Annotated in this window: 19 protein-coding genes; 8 read left to right on the top strand and 11 right to left on the bottom strand. The window is 66.9% G+C overall.

Annotated elements, in window-relative coordinates; all coding sequences use genetic code 11:
* Positions 1-3: 3 nt before the first annotated feature.
* Genes KQ303_RS06875 through egtB form a run of 3 tightly spaced genes read right to left on the bottom strand, consistent with a single transcriptional unit; the run spans position 4 to position 2,563 of the window.
* Positions 4-228, bottom strand: a complete 225-nt coding sequence (locus KQ303_RS06875) for a hercynine metabolism small protein (RefSeq protein ID WP_094513910.1) — start codon at positions 226-228, stop codon at positions 4-6.
* Positions 225-1,250: an L-histidine N(alpha)-methyltransferase gene (gene egtD / locus KQ303_RS06870; RefSeq protein WP_259729729.1), complete on the bottom strand. Its 1,026-nt coding sequence runs from the start codon at positions 1,248-1,250 to the stop codon at positions 225-227. The genes KQ303_RS06875 and egtD overlap by 4 nt, the downstream gene beginning before the upstream one ends.
* Positions 1,247-2,563, bottom strand: coding sequence for an ergothioneine biosynthesis protein EgtB (gene egtB, locus KQ303_RS06865; protein WP_259729728.1), 1,317 nt, complete (start codon positions 2,561-2,563; stop codon positions 1,247-1,249). Before egtB ends, egtD begins: the two co-directional genes overlap by 4 nt.
* 136 nt (positions 2,564-2,699) lie before the next feature.
* On the opposite strand from egtB, the gene KQ303_RS06860 reads away from it, so the two are divergent.
* The 8 genes from KQ303_RS06860 to KQ303_RS06825 all read left to right on the top strand — a co-directional run bounded on the left by KQ303_RS06860 (position 2,700) and on the right by KQ303_RS06825 (position 11,231).
* Positions 2,700-3,737, top strand: a complete 1,038-nt coding sequence (locus KQ303_RS06860; RefSeq protein ID WP_259729727.1) for a cysteine synthase A — start codon at positions 2,700-2,702, stop codon at positions 3,735-3,737.
* Entirely contained in the window at positions 3,730-5,838 is a 2,109-nt protein-coding gene (locus KQ303_RS06855) for a protein kinase domain-containing protein (RefSeq protein WP_259729726.1), read from the top strand. The genes KQ303_RS06860 and KQ303_RS06855 overlap by 8 nt, the downstream gene beginning before the upstream one ends.
* The gene (gene queC, locus KQ303_RS06850) at positions 5,835-6,545 is read left to right on the top strand and encodes a 7-cyano-7-deazaguanine synthase QueC (protein WP_259729725.1); all 711 of its coding nucleotides are present in this window, start codon (positions 5,835-5,837) and stop codon (positions 6,543-6,545) included. The genes KQ303_RS06855 and queC overlap by 4 nt, the downstream gene beginning before the upstream one ends.
* Positions 6,542-7,933: an anthranilate synthase component I family protein gene (locus tag KQ303_RS06845; RefSeq protein WP_259729724.1), complete on the top strand. Its 1,392-nt coding sequence runs from the start codon at positions 6,542-6,544 to the stop codon at positions 7,931-7,933. Before queC ends, KQ303_RS06845 begins: the two co-directional genes overlap by 4 nt.
* Entirely contained in the window at positions 7,933-8,802 is an 870-nt protein-coding gene (locus KQ303_RS06840) for an aminotransferase class IV (protein WP_259729723.1), read from the top strand. The genes KQ303_RS06845 and KQ303_RS06840 overlap by 1 nt, the downstream gene beginning before the upstream one ends.
* A 120-nt stretch (positions 8,803-8,922) precedes the next feature.
* Complete coding sequence (locus KQ303_RS06835; protein WP_259729740.1) at positions 8,923-9,387, top strand: hypothetical protein; 465 nt, start codon at positions 8,923-8,925, stop codon at positions 9,385-9,387.
* Positions 9,388-9,545: 158 nt separating this feature from the next.
* Entirely contained in the window at positions 9,546-10,751 is a 1,206-nt protein-coding gene (gene fmdA / locus KQ303_RS06830; protein WP_094513897.1) for a formamidase, read from the top strand.
* A gap of 207 nt (positions 10,752-10,958) precedes the next feature.
* The gene (locus KQ303_RS06825) at positions 10,959-11,231 is read left to right on the top strand and encodes an FmdB family zinc ribbon protein (RefSeq protein WP_259729722.1); all 273 of its coding nucleotides are present in this window, start codon (positions 10,959-10,961) and stop codon (positions 11,229-11,231) included.
* A gap of 344 nt (positions 11,232-11,575) precedes the next feature.
* On the opposite strand, the gene urtE is transcribed toward KQ303_RS06825, so the two are convergent.
* From urtE to ureE, 8 genes are all read right to left on the bottom strand, one after another.
* On the bottom strand, positions 11,576-12,292 hold the full coding sequence (gene urtE, locus KQ303_RS06820) for an urea ABC transporter ATP-binding subunit UrtE (RefSeq protein ID WP_259729721.1): 717 nt from the start codon (positions 12,290-12,292) through the stop codon (positions 11,576-11,578).
* Positions 12,293-12,332: 40 nt separating this feature from the next.
* Positions 12,333-13,079, bottom strand: a complete 747-nt coding sequence (urtD, locus tag KQ303_RS06815) for an urea ABC transporter ATP-binding protein UrtD (protein WP_259729720.1) — start codon at positions 13,077-13,079, stop codon at positions 12,333-12,335.
* Positions 13,080-13,278: 199 nt separating this feature from the next.
* Positions 13,279-14,418: an urea ABC transporter permease subunit UrtC gene (gene urtC, locus KQ303_RS06810; RefSeq protein WP_259729719.1), complete on the bottom strand. Its 1,140-nt coding sequence runs from the start codon at positions 14,416-14,418 to the stop codon at positions 13,279-13,281.
* A 60-nt stretch (positions 14,419-14,478) separates the two neighbouring features.
* Positions 14,479-15,636, bottom strand: coding sequence for an ABC transporter permease subunit (locus KQ303_RS06805; RefSeq protein WP_259729718.1), 1,158 nt, complete (start codon positions 15,634-15,636; stop codon positions 14,479-14,481).
* A 454-nt stretch (positions 15,637-16,090) separates the two neighbouring features.
* Entirely contained in the window at positions 16,091-17,392 is a 1,302-nt protein-coding gene (gene urtA / locus KQ303_RS06800) for an urea ABC transporter substrate-binding protein (RefSeq protein ID WP_259729717.1), read from the bottom strand.
* 252 nt (positions 17,393-17,644) lie between these two features.
* The gene (ureG, locus tag KQ303_RS06795; protein ID WP_094513883.1) at positions 17,645-18,259 is read right to left on the bottom strand and encodes an urease accessory protein UreG; all 615 of its coding nucleotides are present in this window, start codon (positions 18,257-18,259) and stop codon (positions 17,645-17,647) included.
* A 58-nt stretch (positions 18,260-18,317) separates the two neighbouring features.
* Positions 18,318-19,049, bottom strand: coding sequence for an urease accessory protein UreF (locus KQ303_RS06790; RefSeq protein WP_259729716.1), 732 nt, complete (start codon positions 19,047-19,049; stop codon positions 18,318-18,320).
* Positions 19,039-19,500, bottom strand: a complete 462-nt coding sequence (gene ureE / locus KQ303_RS06785) for an urease accessory protein UreE (RefSeq protein WP_259729739.1) — start codon at positions 19,498-19,500, stop codon at positions 19,039-19,041. The genes KQ303_RS06790 and ureE overlap by 11 nt, the downstream gene beginning before the upstream one ends.
* Positions 19,501-19,517: the final 17 nt, after the last annotated feature.

The raw sequence follows: 19,517 nt of genomic DNA, 5'->3' as shown, positions 1-19,517 counted from the left end.
CCTTCATTCCGGTGCCCGCGTGATCAGCGGCGCCTCGATCTCTTCCTGCAACGGAGTGATCGCGCCATCGCGGGAGCGCAGCAGCAGCTGGGTGAGGCGGGCGATCGCCCCTTCGCCCAGGTCTTCGCTGCCGATGCGATCGAAGGCCTGGCGGTAGAGCTCCTCGAGCTCGGCGATCAACTGCTCGCGCGTGGTGCGCATCGCCTTGCGTTGGTCTTCCCGGCTCATCGGCTGGCCTCGACTGGTTCAAGTCTGCCTGGCGCCTGCGGGGCGAGCAGGTGCAGGCTGAAGCTCTCGCCGGGATCGGCCCAGCGCGCCAGGGCCCGCCAGCCGGCCGCCGCCGCCAGGGCCGTGAAGGCCGCGGGGTCGTACTTGTGGCTGTGCTCGGTGATCAGCGCCTCGCCGGCGGCGAACGGCCAGCGCCGGCCCGCCACGTCCACCACCTGGTGGCAGGTGCTCACCAGCGCCATCTCGATGCGGCTCTGCTGCGGCTGCCAGTGGGCGCGGTAGCGGAAGCGCTCCGGCACGAAGTTGCCCCCCAGCTCCCGGTTGAGCCGCACCAGCAGGTTGCGGGCAAAGGCGGCCGACCAGCCCGCGGCATCGTCGTAGGCGGCCTCCAGCTGGGCCGCGGCGCGGGGTTGGTCGATGCCGATCAACAGACGACCCTCGGGCCCCAGCAGCCGGGCGAACTGACGCAGCAGGGCCACCGCTTCGCTGGGGGCGAAGTTGCCGAGCGAGCTGCCCGGGTAGAAGCCCAGCAGCCGCTGGCCATCGAGCAGGGGGTGGGCCGGCAGGGTGAGCAGCTGGCTGTAATCGCAGCAGATGCCGAGCACGGGAATGGCCGGATGGCGGGCCTGCAGTGCCCGGCAGGCACCGGCGAGGTGCTCGGAGCTGATGTCGAGCGCCACATAGGCCGGTGGTGCCAGGGCCTCCAGCAGCGGCGACACCTTGCGGGCGCTGCCGGCGCCGAATTCCACCGGCACGCCGGCGCCGAGCGCCGCCGCCATGGCCGGCGCCTCCCGCTCCAGCAGGGCGGTTTCGGTGGCGGTGAGTGCGTATTCCGGCTGCTCGCAGATGCGGTCGAACAGGCGCGAGCCCTCGGCGTCGTAGAGGAACCAGGCGGGCAGCTGGCGGGGGCTGCGCGACAGGCCCTCCACCACCAGCCGCCGCATGTCGGCGGCGACGGGATGGAGGTCGAGCAGGTCGACGGCGGCCGGCCCGCGCTGGAGGGCAGCGGAGGGGGCGCTCATCGGCCGTCCCGGGCGAGGCGCAGGCCGCCGGCCAGCCAGCGGCTCGCGGGCGGAAAGAAGTTGCGGTAGGTGAGGCGGCCGTGGCCCGGCGGTGTGAGGAAACTGCTGCCGCGCAGGACCATCTGGGAACTCATGAATTTGCCGTTGTATTCGCCCACCGCTCCGGCGGCGGGCCGGAAGCCCGGATACGGACGGTAGGGGCTGGACGTCCACTGCCACAGCACCCCCTGCAGGGCTTCCAGCTCGCCGCTGCCGCCCGCCTGGGGTGGCGTGGCGGCGGCCACTTCCCACTCCGCTTCGCTCGGCAGGCGGGCCTCGGCCCAGCGGGCATAGGCGTCGGCTTCGAACCAGCTGAGGTGCCGCACGGGCGCGGCCGGATGCAGGGGGCGCCGCCCCGCCAGCGTGAACTCCCACGACCAGCCCTCCGGGGCGCCGCTGCCGCGCCAGTAGCGGGGCGCCTGCCAGCCGCGCTGCTGACAGACCTGCCAGCCCTCGCTCATCCACAGCTCCGGCCGCCGGTAGCCGCCTGCGGCGATGAAGGCGGCGTACTCCCCGTTCGACACCAGCCGGGGGGCCAGCGCGAAGGGTTCGAGCCACTGGCGGTGACGGGGGCTTTCGTTGTCGAAATGGAAGGCGCCGGACGGGCCCTCGGGGCCGGCGCCAGCCTCGGCGTGACCGATCTCCACCAGCCCTCCCGGCCAGTGCAGCCAGGCGGACGCGGGCGGGTTGGGGGTGCTGGCGGGGGCGGCGTCGGCGGCGGCCACCAGCGTTTCGTAGGTGGCTTCGGCACCCCGGCCCGAGGGCTCCACCGCCGGCTCCAGCGGGTTGCGGCTGAAGCCGTCGAGCAGATCCATCAGCAACAGCTCCTGGTGCTGCTGCTCGTGCTGCAGACCCAGCTCCAGCAGCTCCCACAGCGGCGCCGCCGCCGTGGCGGGCCCGGCGCTCAGCCGCTCCACCAGGGCCTCCAGCCCCGCATCGACCCGCCGCCGCCAGGCGAGCACCGCCGCCAGGGGTGGCCGGCTCAGCAGTCCCCGCTGCGGCCGGGGGTGGCGCGCCCCGATCGCGTCGTAATAGGAATTGAACAGGAAGCTCCAGCGGCTCTCCGCCGGCTCATGACCCGGCAGGTGGGGCGTGAGCAGGAAGGTGTCGAAGAACCAGGTGGTGTGCCCCAGGTGCCACTTGGGCGGGCTGGCGTCCGCCATGCCCTGCAGGCACAGATCTTCCGGCTCCAGCTCAGCGATCAGCGCCTCGCTGTGGGCGCGCACGGCATGAAGCCGCCGCAGCAGGGCCTCGGTGGGGGCGGCGGAGGCCATGGCCAGAGGGCTGCTCGCCTGAGGCTAGAAGGAATCGGCCGTCAGGGCTGCCGCCCCTACGATCATCGCCAGAGCGATTTCTTCTCCCACAGGCGCGATGGGCAGCACCGCCGGTTCGATCAGCAGCGGCAGGGCCATGGCCGTCGCCCGGGCGGGAACCACCCAGGGCTTCGTCGGTGCGGTGGGCAACACCCCGCTGATCCGGCTGGGGCTGCTCAGCGAGCTCACCGGCTGCGAGATCCTCGGCAAGGCCGAGTTCATGAACCCCGGCGGATCGGTGAAAGACCGCGCTGCCCTGGGCATCCTGCTGGAGGCGGAAGCCAGCGGCGCCCTCGACCCGGGCGGCACCGTGGTGGAGGGCACCGCCGGCAACACCGGCATCGGCCTCACCCACCTCTGCAATGCCCGCGGCTACAAGGCTCTGATCGTCATCCCGGACACCCAGTCGGCCGAGAAGATCGGCCTGCTGCGCAGCCTCGGCGCCGAGGTGCGCACGGTGCCGGCGGTGCCGTACCGCGATCCCAACAACTACGTGAAGCTCTCGGGACGCATCGCCGCCGAAACGCCCGGTGCCGTCTGGGCCAATCAGTTCGACAACCTGGCCAACCGCCGCGCCCACTACGCCAGCACCGGTCCGGAGATCTGGGAGCAGACGGGCGGCCGCATCGACGCCTGGGTGTCGGCCACGGGCACCGGCGGCACCTATGCCGGCGTGGCCCTCTTCCTCAAGGAGCGCTCCTCCCAGGTGCGCTGCGTGCTGGCCGATCCCCACGGCAGTGCCCTCTACAGCTGGGCCACCGCCGGGGCGCTGCAGGCCGAGGGCACCTCCATCACCGAAGGGATCGGCAACAGCCGCGTCACCGCCAATCTGGAGGGCGCCCCGATCGATGACGCCGTGCGCATCGACGACCAGGCCGCGCTCGACACCATCTACCAGCTGCTCTGGCGCGAAGGTCTGTTCATGGGCGGCTCGGTGGGCATCAACGTGGCCGCGGCGGTAGAGACCGCCCGGCGCCTCGGTCCGGGCCACACGATCGTGACCGTGCTCTGCGACGGCGGCGACCGCTACCGCTCCCGCCTCTACGACGCCGACTGGCTGGCCGGCCGCGGCCTGCGCCAGCCCGAACGGGGCTTGCTGGATGGCATTACGCAGGACCGGCCCACCCATGGCTGACCAGCCCGGTGCGGCCGCCGGTGCGGTGATCGCCGATCGCTACCGCCTGGAGATGGAGGTGGCCAGCGGTCCTCAGGGGGTGCTGTGGCGCGCCAGTGATCTGCTGGCCGGCGAGGCGCCCGTGGCCCTGCGGCAGCTGGGGCCCGGCTTCGATCAGGCCGGGGCGCGGGCGGGCTGGAGCCGCCTGCAGGCCCTGCTCCACCCCCAGGTGCCCCGCTTCGGGGAAACGATCCAGCGGGACGGCCAGCTCTGGCTGGTGCGCGAGTGGCAGGACGGGCGCACCTACCAGGAGCTGCTGGAGGCGCGGCGGGGTCGCCAGCTGGTGTTCGGCCCCGGCGAGGTGCTGCTGCTGCTGCGCCAGCTGCTGCCGGTGCTGGCGGTGCTGCACGGCCAGGAGATCTGCCATGGCGATCTCACCCCCGCCAACCTGCTGCGCCGTGACCGCGACGGTCTGCCGGTACTGCTCGACATCGGGTGGACCGGCCCCGGCCAGGCCGCCGCCGGCGCCACCCCGGGCTATGCGCCGCCGGAGCAGGTGGCCGGCGCTCCGCTGCTGCCCTGGATGGACCTGCACGGCCTGGGGGTGGTGGCGTTGGTGCTGCTCAGCGGTGAGGATCCCGCCGCCCTGCTCGATCCGGTGAGCCTGGCCTGGCGCTGGCCCGACGGCCTCAGCCTCGACCCCCCGTTCCGCGCCGCCCTGGAGCGGCTGATCAGTGCCGATCCCACCGCCCGCTTTGCCAGCACGCCGCAGGCCCTCGTTGCCTTCCAGGCGCTGCCGATGCCGGAAAGCACGGGCCCTGTGGCCCGCGCCGATCGCACCCTGATGCTCGTGCCCCCCGCCGCCGTTTCGCCGGGACTGGCCGGCAGCGACGCTGCCGATCCTGCGCCTGCCGAGCAGGCCGCTGCCTCCACCACCAACTCTGCGGCCGCCCCCCTCACGGCCGCGCCGGCCACTGCGGCTGCAGCACCGGCTCCCGAGCCCCGGGTCGTGGAGCGGCGGCCACCGCCACCGCCCATGCCGCCGCTCAGCCGGCAGCAGCAGAAGGAGGAGGCGGTGGAAGGGCGGCTCTTGCCGGTGGTGGTGGCCCTGGTGGTGTCGGCTGTGGTGGGCATCACCGCGGGCTGGTGGCTGCTGGGCCGCAGTGATGCCCCCGCCAATCGCCCGGCTGAACAGCCCCGCGAGCTCACCGCCAGCCTCCCCCCCGGTGAGGTCGACCAGCGCCAGCAGTTGCTGAACCGCCTGCGGGCGCTGCAGATCAACCGCAGCTGGTTCCTGCGGTTGGTGGACGCCAACCTGCTGGCCCAGTTCCCCGAGCGTGGCGGCCGTCTGCCCAACGACTCGATCGAGGACGCCCCCCTGCGCAAGGTGTGGAACGCCCTGGCGGAGGAATGGCTGGCCCGGGTGGAGCAGCTGCCGCCGCCGCTCCGCCGCAGGTTGGGCTCTTTTTCCACCGCCGACTGGGAGGCCCGCCAGCGTCAGCTCGCCGCCCAGGGGGTGAGTCCGCCGGTGCTGCGCCAGCTGATTTCCGGCAATGCCCAGGCGTTGCTGCCCGGCCGCGCCGGCGCCGACATCCCCGCCGAGCCCTTCCGCCAGCTCTGGTATGCCGCCGGCGAGCAGACGCTGGAAACCCTGCAGATCGAACCGATCCAGGCCACAGCGGGCGAGGTGAAGGCCCTCTCCGCTTCGCTCGGCGCCGGTGGGGCGCGGTTGTTCCCGATCCGGCTGCCGGCGGGGTACCGGCTGGTGCTCGGTGTCAACGGCTCGCCGTTGATGCAGATGAGCGTCTACAACGCTGCCGGCAGCCTGCTGGAGCCGAAGGGCCCGCTGCGGGTGGTGACCCTGCCGCCGGTGCCGGGCACCGAAGTGCAGCTGCTGGTCACCAACGACGGTGTGGCCCCGGCGATGATCACCCTGTCGTTGCGCGCCGATGCGCCGCCGCCGGAGCCGCCCCAGCCGCCGCCCACCGACCCCGGCGACACCACGTCGCCGCCGCCCGCTGAGCCGGTGACGCCACCCGCCATCCCAACCCAGCCCCCTGTGGCGCCCTCCGCACCCACGGCGCCGCCGCCCGTGACGCCTGACACGCCTGCTTCGCCGTGAGTGCAGCCGCCCCACCCGTCGCGGTCGCCCTGCTCTCCGGCGGCCTCGATTCGGCCACCGCTGCGGCCCTGGCGATCGAAGCGGGCTACCACGTGATCGGCCTCTCGCTCGACTACGGCCAGCGTCACCGTCAGGAGCTGGCCGCGGCCGCCGCCCTGGCGACCGACCTGGCCCTGGCGGAGCACCACACCCTGGCGGTGAACCTGGCGGCCTGGGGCGGCTCAGCCCTCACCGATGCCGCCATGGCGCTGCCGGTGGCCGGTGTGGAGGAGGGGGTGATCCCCACAACCTACGTGCCGGGCCGCAACACCGTGTTCATCGCCCTCGGCCTGAGCCTGGCTGAAGCGCGCGGGGCCGAGCGGCTGGTGCTGGGGGTGAACGCCATCGACTACTCCGGCTATCCCGATTGCCGCCCCGATTACCTCGCCGCCTTCCAGCAGCTGGCTGATCTGGCCAGCAAGAGCGGCCGCGAGGGCCACGGCGCCCGGCTGTGGGCGCCCCTGGTGACCTGGAGCAAGACCCGGATCGTGCAGGAGGCGCTGCGTCTGGGCGTGCCGATCGCCCGCACCTGGAGTTGCTACGCCGGCGGCGCCCGGCCCTGCGGGCGCTGCGACAGCTGCCGCATCCGCGATGCCGCCCTGCGGGAGGCGGGCCGCCCGGACCTGGCCAGCGATGGAGGCGGCAGCTTGGGCGGGCCGTCGGCATGACGCCGGGTTCCGGGGCGCAGCCGCCGCTGCTGCGCCGCTCACTGCCGTGGCGCGACCCCTGGGAGGTGGCCCTTGCCCTGGCCGCTGCGGGCAGCGGCGATGGCCTCGCCTGGCTCGATGGCGATGGCAGTGCGCTGGGGCGTTGGGGCTTTCTGGGTGTGGCTCCGCTGGAGCAGGTGGTGTGCCGGGGGCTGCCGGGCGAGCCGGATGCCACCGATCCTTTTGCGGCCCTGGCGCGCCTGCGGGAACGGCCCGGCAGCTGGCTCGGCTGGCTCGCCTACGAGGCCGGGGCGTGGGTGGAGCCGGCCGCCCACTGGCGCTCGCCCGATACGGCCCTGCTCTGGGCAGGCCGCTACGACCCCGTGCTGCGCTTCGATCTGCAGGAGCGTCGTCTGGAGCTGGAAGGGGTGGATCCCGCCCGGCTGACGGCGATGGCGGAGCGGCTCGCGGCCCTGGTGCCGGCGGCCGACACGCCTGCTGGCTCAGCTGCTGACCCGGCTGAAGGCCCTGCGCCCGGCAGCGGGCCCGGTGTGGCCGCAGAACACTGGCACTGGCACACCGATCCCGCCACCTTCGCCCGCCAGGTGACGGACCTGCGCAGCTGGATCGCTGCCGGGGATCTGTTCCAGGCCAACCTCACCGCCTGCTGTGAGGCCAGCCTGGCCGCACCCCCCGATCCGCTGGCCCTGTACGGCCGGCTGCGCCGCTCCTGCCCGGCGCCCTTCGCCGGCCTCCTGGTGGCTGGCGACGAGGCGGTGCTCTCGGCGTCCCCGGAACGCTTTCTGCGGGTGAGCGCCACCGGCTGGGTGGAAACCCGGCCGATCAAGGGCACCCGCCCGCGCCATGGCGATCCGGAAGCCGATGCCGCCGCCGCCGCCGAGCTGATCACCAGCCCCAAGGACCGTGCCGAGAACGTGATGATCGTGGACCTGCTCCGCAACGACCTCGGCCGGGTGTGCGTGCCGGGCTCGATCCAGGTGCCCCAGCTGGTGGGGCTGGAAAGCTACCCGCAGGTGCACCACCTCACCTCGGTGGTGGAGGGGCAGCTGCGCGCCGATTGCAGCGTGGTGGAGCTGCTGCGCGCCTCCTGGCCGGGCGGCTCGATCAGCGGCGCCCCCAAGGTGCGTGCCTGCCAGCGCCTGAGCGAACGGGAGCCCGTGCCCCGCGGCCCCTACTGCGGCGCTCTGTTCCGCTTCGGCGCCGATGGCAGCTTCGACAGCAACATCCTGATCCGCAGCCTGATGCTGCGGGGGCGGCGCCTGCGCGCCCATGCCGGCTGCGGCATCGTGGCCGACTCCGACCCGGCGGCGGAGGCCGAGGAGCTGCTCTGGAAGCTGGGCCCGCTGCTGGCGGCCGTCGCGCCAGGCCCCGCAGCTGGAGGGTGCTGATGCAGGCGATCGCCTGGATCGAGCCCATCGGCGCTCCGGGGGCGGCGGGGCTCTGGGGAGCACCGGCCGAGCTGGCCCTGCCCCTGGCGGATCGGGGCCTGCAACTGGCCGACGGTCTGTTCGAAACCCTGCTGGTGGAAGCGGGGCAGCCGCTGCTGCTGAGCGCGCACCTGCAGCGCTGGTCGCAGAGTGCCGCCCTGTTGGGCATGGAGCCACCCCCCGGCGATGAGCGGGTGCGCGCCCTGCTGGCGGAGGCGGTGTCCCGCAGCGGCATCCACACCGGCGCGCTGCGCCTGAACTGGAGCCGCGGCTCGCCGGCGGTGGAGGCTGGCGCTGGTGGGGCGACGGGGCCGCGGGGTGTGGAGCTGCCGGCACCCGGTGCCCCATCACTGCAGCCCCGCTTCTGGCTGCAGCTCACGGCCGCGGCGCCGCAGTTCGACCCCGTGCCGGTGATTGTCAGCCGCAGGGAGCGGCGCAACGCCTCCAGCCTGCTGAGCCGCTGCAAAACCTTCGCCTACGGGCCCGCCATCGAGGCGCGGCGTGAGGCCCGGGCCGCCGGCGCCGCCGATGCCCTGCTGGAGAGCACGGCCGGCGGCCTCTGCTGCGCCACCACGGCCAACCTGCTGGTGCGGCGTGACGGCCAGTGGTTCACGCCGCCCCTGGCCAGCGGCTGCCTGCCGGGGGTGATGCGGGGCCGCGCCCTGGCGCTGGGCCTGGTCCGCGAAGGTCCGTGTCCCCTGGGCCCAGGCAGTGCCGTGCTGCTGATCAACAGCCTCGGGTGCCGTCCGGCCTTGAGTGTGAACGGGTCCCCGCTGCCGCTGGAGCCGGAGCCGGAAGCGTTCTGGCGCCGGCTGCTGGCAGCTGGGTGACCTTCGCCGCCGCCGGCCACCGCCGCCATGGGCGGCGAGCCTATGTTCTGAGGCTTCACGGTGCAGAGCTGGGTGATGGGGTTGGCGTCCGCACGGGCCTGGAGCGCAGCGGCAGCGTTGGTGGTGGCAGCTTTGGGACTGAGCGCCTGCCGCACGACTCCCGGCGAAACACCCGCTCAGCAGGCCAAGGTTGGTGATCTGCTGGTGCGGGCGGGCACGGCCAATGTGACCCTGGCCAAGGCCTTCGTGCCAGGCCAGCCCAACGGCCTGTACAAAGGCGTGGTGCGCGTGCAGACGGAGGGTCAGCCCGACAGCAGCGCCAGGCTGTATCAGGTCAATGCGGTCTGCAGCATCGAGAACGAGCCCAACTGGCCGACGTATGACAACCTCTACGGCAATGAACTGAAAGATCTCGTCGACGCCGGAAAGTTCTCCACCGCTACGCGTTGGCAGATTCTTTATTATTTTGATGGTGGTGTTGACAGCACGGGCGTGCTCTCGCATCAAGCCTGGACCGACCGCCTCAAGGACAATCTCTGCCGCCGCGGCACCTTCAACGACAGCACGGCGCGGCCAGCGACATAACGGATCGGCTCTGCAGATCCTGCCGCCGCTGTGTGCTGTGCTGCTGCGGCATGCACGCCTGTGTTGCCGCAGCCAAGCTGGGTGGGTCTGGTAGCCGATGACACTTCCGCGAATCCACCTGTGGATTTCGATAGAGATGAAACCACGCCTCGTTTGCGATGCCAAAAACGCTGTTCAAGGTTGATCTCACCAAGCCGATGGATCAACAGGACATGCCGGGCCACAACCGCTGGCATCCCGATATCCCCGCCGTCGTTTCTGTCAACCCTGGTGAGGTCTTCCGGATCGAATGCAAGGACTGGACGGATGGCCAGATCAAGGACAATGACGACCCCCAGGATATCGCTGATGTGAACCTGGAAGTGGTGCACGTGCTCAGCGGCCCGATCTGGGTGAATGGAGCTCAACCTGGCGATATTCTTGTGGTTGACATCCTTGATGTGGGTGCGCTGCAGGGAGATGAGTGGGGCTTCACCGGGATTTTTGCCAAAGAGAATGGCGGCGGCTTCCTCACCGATCACTTCCCCAAGGCAGCCAAAGCGATCTGGGATTTCGAAGGCATCTACACCTCATCGCGCCATATCCCCGGTGTGCGTTTCGCCGGCATCACCCACCCCGGCCTGATCGGTTGTGCGCCCTCCCACGAGCTGCTGCGGGAATGGAACCGCCGCGAAACCGAGCTGGTGAACACGGCCCCGGATCGGCGCACCTATGGCGCCGGCCTCTCCGGCAGCGAGCCCGTGCTGGCGGCCCTGCCCAACCCCAACAGCGCCATCCTCGGCACGCTGCCCAGCGCCGATTTCGAGCGTGTGGCCAATGAAGCGGCCCGCACCGTGCCGCCCCGTGAGCACGGAGGCAACTGCGACATCAAGAACCTCACCAAGGGCACGCGCATCTACTTCCCCGTGTATGTGGAAGGCGCAAAGCTCTCGATGGGCGATATCCACTTCTCCCAGGGCGATGGGGAAATCTCCTTCTGTGGCGCGATTGAAATGTCGGGCTACCTGGATCTGCATGTGGAGATCATCAAAGGTGGCGTCGAAAAGTATGGGATGGTCAATCCCATGTTCAAGACCAGCCCGGTGGAGCCCCACTTCACCGACTATCTGGTGTTCGAAGGCATCTCCGTGGATGAATTCGAAGGCAAGCAGCACTACATGGACGTGCACATCGCCTACCGACGCGCCTGCCTGAACGCCATTGAGTATCTCAAGCGCTTTGGCTACACCGGTGAGCAGGCCTACCTGCTGCTGAGCTGTGCGCCCGTGGAGGGCCGGATCAGCGGCATCGTGGACATTCCCAATGCCTGCTGCACGCTGGCGATTCCCACCTCCATCTTCGACCAGGACATTCTTCCCTGCTGATGGCCCGCAAGGGGCCACCGCCGCCTTTGCCTCGGCAAGGTGGGCGTTCGGTGGCTCCACGCCATGGATCCCTCCCTCTCTGCTGGCCGCCGCCTCCCCTGTCGCTGTCGGCTCCAACTCCCATCAGCGCAGCAGGGTTGTGGCGGGAATCACTCGGTTCTTTGAAAACGACCCGCCAGCTGGTCCTCCCTGTTTCCCCTCTTCTCCATGCCTGTCTACGAATTCAGCTGCGCTTCAGGCTGCGACAACTACGAGGTGTGGCGCAGCATCGACGCCCGCCAGAATGATACGGACTGTCCGAGTTGTGGCAATCCCGGTAACAGAGTGTTCAGCCCGCCCATGACACTGTCCGGTGGCTTCCGCCTCAAGCAGGAAGCCAGTGAGCCCCGGCTGGTCCGCAAGGAAGTGCGCGAAGAAAGCGCCAAGCCCCGGCTCAGGGAAAGTGCGGCCCGCCCCTGGATGGTCACCCGCGGCTGCTGAGCCGCGGGCAGCAGTCAGGAGGCAGGAGTCACAGGAGTCAGCAGGCAGAAAGAGAAAGCCTGCAGCCCGTGCAGCTCGCACCATGGTCGTTCGTGGCCTCCAAATCTGGCGGCTGAGACCACCGCATGCAAGGAGCTGATAGGAAAGAAGCTGGCACGTAAACGGGTTGCACGTAAACGGCTGGCATCCAAACAGCTCCACGGGAGACTTGACACCTGTGATTACACAGTTGACCCCAAAGATGTGTCATCCATGCTGCATCGCGTTGCATTCGGATGGCCGTATCCAACAGGCCGGATGCAACAAACAACCTTTATGCAAGAGGGCGCTCCCTTGCAGTGCCCTCACACCGTGAGGAATTCCTGGACCACATCATCGGAGAGGCTCTCGGTGGGGCCACTTGAAACGATGCCGCCGCGTTGCATGGCGTAGTAGTAGTTGGATTGGCGCACGAAGTGAAGGTGCTGCTCCACCAGCAGCACGCTGATTCCGGTTTCCTTCATGATCCGTTTCACCGCCACTTCGATGTCGTGGATAATGGAGGGCTGAATGCCTTCGGTGGGTTCATCCAGCAGCAGCAATTTCGGCTTGCCCAGCAGAGCGCGAGCGATGGCCAGCTGTTGCTGTTGTCCGCCGCTGAGATCACCGCCTTTGCGGGACAAAAACTTCTCGAGAATTGGAAACAGATCGAACACGATCGGGTCGATGTGGCGGTTCTTCGCCATGCCACCCGGGAGCGCTTCCATTCCCAGCAGAAGGTTTTCCTTCACCGTCACCTGCGGAATGATGTCACGCCCCTGGGACACATAGCCGATGCCGGAGCGGGCCCGTTGGTAGGGGGGCTGATCGCTCAGGGCCTGGTCGTCGTACTGGACGCTGCCGGAGCGTTGTTTGAGCAGACCGATGATCGTTTTGAGGAACGTGGTTTTGCCCACGCCGTTGCGACCGATCAGGCACACCATCTGCCCTTTAGGGATGGAGAGATCCACATTGCGAAGAATGTGGCTTTCGCCGTAGTAAACGTTGAGGTTGGAGACGGAAAGGAGGTTCTCGGTTGTCATGTCAGCTGTGGGTTGGTGTCTGGCAAGTGGTGGAAACCGCTTATTCCTCGGCTGGGCCCAGGTAAACCTCAATCACGCGGGGATCTTTCTTCACATCCTCCAGCAGGCCCTGGGTGAGCAGTTGCCCCTGGTGCAGCACGGTGACGGGGGCATTGAGGTCCCGGATGAATTCCATGTCGTGTTCGATCACCACAACGGTGTGTTGGCCTGCCAGTGACTTGATCAATTCAGCGGTCCGCACCGTTTCTTCATCGGTGAGCCCGGCCACGGGCTCGTCGAGCAGCAGCACCTCCGGCGACTGGGCCACGAGAGAGGCAATCGCCAGCCATTGCTTCTGCCCGTGCGAGAGCGAACCCGCCTGGGTGGTGGCAAAGGGGGTGAGGCCCACATAGTTCATCAGGCGATGCACCTCATCCTTGGCCGCCTTCGGCAGCTTGTCGGAGAGAAGGCTGAGAGGGTTCTTGTTCGGTGAGGCGGCCAATTCCAGGTTGCGCAGCACCGTGAGGTTGTCGAACACCCGTGGCGTCTGGAACTTCCGGCCGATTCCCTGCCTTGAGATCTTCTGCTCGGAGAGCCCCACCAACGACTTTCCTTTGAACGTGACAGTGCCCTTGGTGGGGCGCACCTTGCCCGTGATCACGTCAAGGAAGGTGGTTTTCCCGGCGCCGTTGGGCCCAATGATCGACTTCAACTCACCTTTCTGCAGGGTGAGCGAAAGATCGGTAAGGGCGAAGAAGCCATCAAAGCTGACGCTGACGTCGTGAAGTTCAAGGAGTGGTTCAGACATGATCGCCAGGGTGTTTCAGGGGGTCTGTGGAAGGGGGGCTGAGCAGTGGGCTTGCCTGGTGGACGTGTGAGCTGAAGAGGCCGATGGGATGTGGATGGAGTGGATGGATCTGATGGAGCAGTGAAGGTGGTAGCGCAGGATCATTGACTTTCTGCCTTGATGTTGTCGGGCTTCCTCCGGCAAGCCAGCTGTCAAGGCCTCAGGCCGAAGAATCGGTGGGGGCGTGGCTCTTCATTTCCATGCCAGGGCCCTCCTGGTCGATCTGGGGATAGGTACGAGCTTTGGGAGCGATGCCGAAGGCGGCCAGCAAGGTGCGCAGTCCTCCTTTGGAGACCCAGCCGTAGATGCCATCCGGCATCAGCACCACCACGAAGATGAACAGAGCCCCCTGCACGAACAGCCAGAACTCGGGAAGCGCTTCGCTCACCAGGCTGCGTAGATAGTTCACCAGAACGGCGCCGATGATCGGGCCCACCAGGGTGCCGCGGCCCCCCACAGCCACCCAGATCACCATCTCAATCGAAAAGGAGATCGACATGTACTGGGGCGACACAATACCGCTCTGAACGGTGTAAAGAGCGCCTGAGATACCGCAGAGCGCGCCGGCAACGAGGAAGACGATCGTTTTGAAGGGAACGGGGTTGAAGCCGGCGAAACGGAAGCGTTGCTCATCATCTCGGATGGCAATCAAGGCATCGCCGAAGCGGCCGGAGGTGAAATAGCGGCAGATCAGAAAGGCGACAGGAATGAGAACAACCGTGAGTCGGTACAGCCAGATCTGCATCTCGCTGGAGCCCACCAGCATGCCGAACAGCTCGGTGGTGCTGGTTTTCAGGCCGTTGGTGCCATTGATCAGCTTCTGTTGGCCGTTGAAGAAGTGAAAGAAGACCATCAACGCCGCCTGGGTGATGATCGAGAAGTACACCCCCTTGATACGGTTTCTGAAGATCAGGTAGCCAACCAACCCTGCCACGACTGCGGGCAGCACCCAGATGGCGATCAGAGTGAAGGCGGGCGACCAGAATGGCTGCCAGAAGAAGGGCAGTTGTTCTACACCGTAGTTCTCAAAGAATTTGGGGATGCCGTTGCCGCCCGCTTCACTGGGGGTGTTGAGGGTGAGGTACATCGCTACCCCATAGCCACCCAGGGCGAAGAAGATGCCTTGCCCAAGGCTCAGGAGGCCCGTGTAGCCCCAGATCAGGTCGATCGCAAGAGCAGTGATCGCCAGGGAGAAATAGCGGCCAAACAGGTTGATACGGAAATCACTGAGGATGGCTGGCAGGATGAACAGCGCGATGGCCAGGAGAATCCAGGGAACGAGTCGCTTGAGAAGTTTCATGGCTGGGGCCTCAGTGGAGAGGAAGCAGATGGAAGGAGCTTGGTTGTTGGCAGCGGCGCATCAAGCATCTACCGATCTCCCCTTCTGAGGGAACATGCCGTTGGGGCGGAACTGCAGGAAGGCGATGATGAAGATGAACACAAGCACCAGCGACATGCTTGTGGTGGCGAAGAATTCCACCACCCCTTTGGCGGCCGGGGGCATATCCGGGAACACAATCAACAGCGATCCTGATCCCACCACCGACTGAATGATGCCGAGGATCAGAGAAGCGAGCACCGTGCCCAGCAGGTTGCCCACGCCTCCCAGCACGATCACCATGAAGCAGGACACGATGTAGGCCGCGCCCAGGTTCGGGCCCACGGATCCCAGCAAGGTGATGGCGCAGCCAGCCACTCCTGCCAGACCTGAACCGAGTCCGAAGGTGATGCTGTCCACGCTGTCGGTGGGAATGCCCAGGCAGTTGCTCATCTGCCGGTTCTGGGTGACAGCCCGGATCCGAAGGCCCCACACACTCTTGGTGAGGAACCACATCACGAACAGCAGCAGAACTGCCGACAACAGAATGATGAAAATCCTCAGGCCAGGCAGTTCAATTCCGTCGATCTCGCCCCAGCTGCCTTGCAGCCACTTGGGTGCTGTCACGTCAATGTTGCGGGGTCCGAACCAGGGGCTGGCGATGGCCCGCACGGAGGAGAAGGAATTCACCACCACCAGGCCGATCCCCACAGCCACGGCCCACACCACGCCGTTGAGATAGGGGAATGCAGGCCGATCACCGATCTTTTTGCCGAGAAACTTTCCACCGAAGAAGCCGATGACCACCGCCACCGCAATGCCGATCACCATGGAGGTGGAGATGCTGCGAATCAGCTGGATCAGGATCAGGCTGACCCCCCAGGTGGCCAGCAGGGTTTCCAGTGGTCTTCCATACAGCTTGCGGATCAGCGTTCGCTCCAGCACCACGCCGAAGATGGCGGTGATGAAGAAAGCGGCCACCAGGGCAACGGGGTAGTAGAGCTCGAACACCACACCGCCCATAGGCCGAAAGAGGTTCTGGACCACAAAGGTGATATAGGCACCCAGCATCATGAACTCACCATGAGCCAGGTTGATGACCCCCATGAGGCCAAAGACGATGGCGAGACCCGTGGCGGCGAGCAGCAGCACCGAGCCGATGCTCAAGCCATCAAGAATCTGCGAGAAGAAAAGTTCCACTGGGGGGCTGTTCCGTGCGAGTGGGATTAACCTTGGATCAACAGGAGCCTTGCGGCTGTATCAAGTGATATTGCGAACTGTTTTTGTCCGTGAAGCTTGGTCCGGGGCCTGTCTGCAGAGCGTTAGGGGCGCAGCGACAGATTGGCCTGAGCCCATCAGCCGGTGCATGGGCAGACGCCAAGATGGTGCCACCTCCGTGTAGGCCGCTTCAATACGCGAAGCAATGGCTGGAATCGTCTGAAAAATGATAAATCCAGAGAGAACAATCCGTTACTGGCTGATCTCTCTGGTGCTGTCTGCAAGTCTCGTGAACATGATGTCCTGAGAGCTGGGGCGATCGAAGGCGCTATCGAAAGTGATAGGCAGGCTTCAATGCCGAAGATAATCTCAGTCCATACAGGAAATGGAGAAGTGAAAGGAAAGGGTGGCTTCCGAAGAAGCCACCCAGGCACGATCACATCTTGAACTTGCCGGCATCCGGCCGGTCCTGCGTCCAGTCGCAGGTGTAGCCCTTGGTTTCAGGAACGAACTGGTTCCAGGGGATGGGCGGAATGGCCTTCTCGCTGTCGGAGAGGATCTTGAACTGGCCATCGGGCAGGGCTTCGCCGATCATCACACGCTCTGAGGTGTGATGGTTCGGGAACATCTTGATCTCACCTTGAGGTGCCTCAAAGGTGATGCCGATCATGGTCTTCCGGACCTTGTCGAGATCTTCGAAGGTGCCAGCCTTCTCAACGGCGTTCTTCCACAGGTACACCATGTTGTAGGCGGACTCTGCAGGGTCACCCACCACACGGTCAGCCCCATAGGCCGCCTGGAAGTTGGCAACGAACTTCTTCGAAGCCGGTGTATCCAGGCTCATGAAGTAGTTCCACGCGGCGAAGGTGCCGGTGGTGTACTCAGGGCCGATCTGGCGGATTTCCTCTTCTGCGATCGAGAAGGACATGATCGGGTACTTGGCCGGATCGATGCCTGCAGCCTTGAACTGCTTGAACAGAGCGACGTTGGAGTCACCGTTCAAGGTGTTGATGATGATGCCACCATCAGGGAAGGCTTTCTTGATCTTGGCGATGATCGGCGCCACCTCGGTGTTGCCAAGGGGGATGTAATCCTCGCCGACGGTTTCGCCGCCAAGCGCCTTCATCTGCTCCTTGATGATGGTGTTGGCGGTGCGGGGGTAGACGTAGTCAGAACCGACCAGGTAGACCTTCTTGCCCAGCTTTTCGCCGTACTGTTTCATCAGCCAATCCACCGCAGGCTCGGCCTGCTGGTTGGGAACGGCGCCGGTGTAGAAGATGTTGCGGGAGCACTCCTGACCCTCATATTGAATGGGGTAGAAGAGCATGTGGTTCTTGGACTCATACACCGGCAGCATGGCTTTGCGGCTGGCGGAGGTCCAGCCGCCGAACACCACGGCAACCTTGTCGGAGTCAATCAGCTTCTGGGATTTCTCAGCAAAGGTGGGCCAGTCAGATGCGCCGTCCTCAACGACGGAGACGATCTTGTAGGACTTGCCGCCAACTTTGACGCCGCCGGCATCATTGATTTCCTTGATAGCCATTTCCTCGACCTCTTTCAGGGTCGTCTCAGAAATTGCCATCGTTCCACTCAGGGAGTGAAGAATGCCAACCTTCACTTCTCCGTCGAAAGAACCAGCGCTATCCCCACCGCCACCGCCCCCGCAGGCGACGAGGGATACCGTGATCGCAGTTGCAGCAAGACCGGCAACCAGCCGCCTCGAGAAATACGGAACCATTGGGCCTGTTCAAGGTGAAGAAATTGCCGCAGTGCTGACGGCATTGCGGAACATACGGAGCCGGTCTTGTCAGTCCTGTCGCCAAAGGCACAGAAACGGCTCAAGAGGCCCTGTACACGGGCTTTTTGGGTATTGCTTCCCCCTTGGCCGCCGCCACTGTGTTGATTCCCTGTTCAGCCCCTTGGCGCGGCCCACCTGCTCATGGCTGCGCACGCCGAAGCCGCTGCCGAGTGCCGGCTCCGATGGCAGCGATCAGAGCGAAGACCCCGGAGCGGGAAGTTGCCGGCAAAGAAAACGTTCCACCGCATCAAGGCCTTCGCCACTGCGCAGATTTGTGAAGCACCAGGGGCGATCACCGCGCATGCGGCGGGTGTCCGCCTCCATCACTTCGAGGCTCGCTCCCACCATCGGCGCCAGGTCGATCTTGTTGATCACGAGCAGATCAGAACGGGTGATGCCCGGCCCGCCTTTGCGAGGGATTTTGTCGCCGGCCGCCACGTCGATCACATAGATGCAGAGGTCCACCAGTTCGGGGCTGAAGCTGGCCGCCAGATTGTCGCCACCGCTCTCCACCAGCACCAGGTCGAGATCCGGAAACCTCTCCTCCAGGTCTTCCACCGCCGCCCGGTTGATCGAGCAGTCTTCGCGGATGGCGGTGTGGGGGCAGCCACCGGTTTCCACCCCCCGGATCCGTTCCGGCTCGAGCGCACCGGCACGGGTCAGGAACTGGGCGTCTTCCTGGGTATAGATGTCGTTGGTCACCACGGCCAACTGCAGCCGTTCGCGCAGCCGCCGGCACAGGGCTTCCACCAGGGCTGTCTTGCCCGAGCCCACCGGTCCGGCCACGCCGACACGCAGCTTGCTCATGGCGTTGGATCAGACGAGTGGGCGCAATCCTGCCACCGCTGCCCAGCTACGCCTCGCCTCAACTTCTGAACAGCCGTGAGTAGAGCTCGGCGTGCCCCAGCTGGGCCAGCCCCGCGCCCACACCGCCTGACCACATCGTGTGCGGATCGGTGTGGGCCAGCTCTGCGGCCCGCTGCGCCAGCAGCGGTGCCAGGCGCAGCTGCAGCCCCTGTCCCTGGGTGGGGCCGATCGGCACCAGCCGCACCGCCGCGCTGATCTGACTGGCCACCCAGGCATAGAGGTAGGCCTCCACCAGGTCGGTGCTGGGAACACCCAGGCAATGGCCGGCCCAGGCCCAGGCCGCCGGCCAGGCCAGCCCCTGCGCCGATGCGGATGCCGCAGAGGTGATGGCCGCTCCCTGGCCGGCAACGGCCGGTAGCCGCCAACCCAGTTCGCCTAGCAACTGGGTGAGGGAACGGCCCATCTGGCGCTGCTGGGCGCGCACCTCCGGGGCTTCCCGCAGGGCCAGCAGCCAGCCGTCGAGATCGTGCACGGTGCTCCATTGCTCTGCCGCCATGGCCTGCAGCAGCGGCGCCAGGGCCGCTGCCTCCACGCCCAGCGTCCCCCGCTGCAGTTCCGCCGCCAGCCAGCCGTGCAGCGCCTCGGCGGAATTGATCCGGCCTTGCTGCACCAGCACTTCCAGACCCTCCGAATAGCTGAACGCCCCCACCGGCAGCGCCGGACTGATCAGCTGGAACAACAGCAACCGGGTCGGCGCCGCGCCGGCCTGGGCTGGGGGCTCAGTGCGCATGCCCGCCCTTGCCGGCATAGGCGCCCGGTTCCGGCCGGAACGGTGCGTCGAGGTGGAGAACGGCCAAGCCGCGGTGGCGCAGCAGCTCCTCCAGCACCGGATCTTCCAGCAGGCGCAGCTCGCCCGGGTGCAGCTCCAGCGCTACGTGGCGGTTGCCGAGGTGATAAGCGGCCTGCAGCAGCTGGAGGGAGTCGGCGCTGCGGGCCAGCAGCAACGGCTCCGGAGCCGCTTCCACCTGCACCACCACGCCGCTCTCACTGCTGTTCAGCCACTCGCCGGGTTCGAGCGCTTCACCGCGCGGCAGCTGCAGCAGCAGATCCTGGCCGCAGGCGGTGCGGCGATGGCCGCGCAGACCCTCGCGCTGCTGGGCGCTGAGCGGCAACCGCAGGCTGGAGGGGGCGTCGGGCGGGGCGCTCAGGCGCCGGTCAAGGACGATCATGCGCCCCACCATCGCCACGGGCAGGGGCG

Source organism: Synechococcus sp. CS-1333, assembly GCF_025128015.1.
In the GTDB taxonomy this organism is placed as follows: Bacteria; Cyanobacteriota; Cyanobacteriia; order PCC-6307; family Cyanobiaceae; genus MW101C3.
Note: the sequence above shows the minus strand (reverse complement) of the source record. Positions and strands in the feature narration are given on the sequence as shown.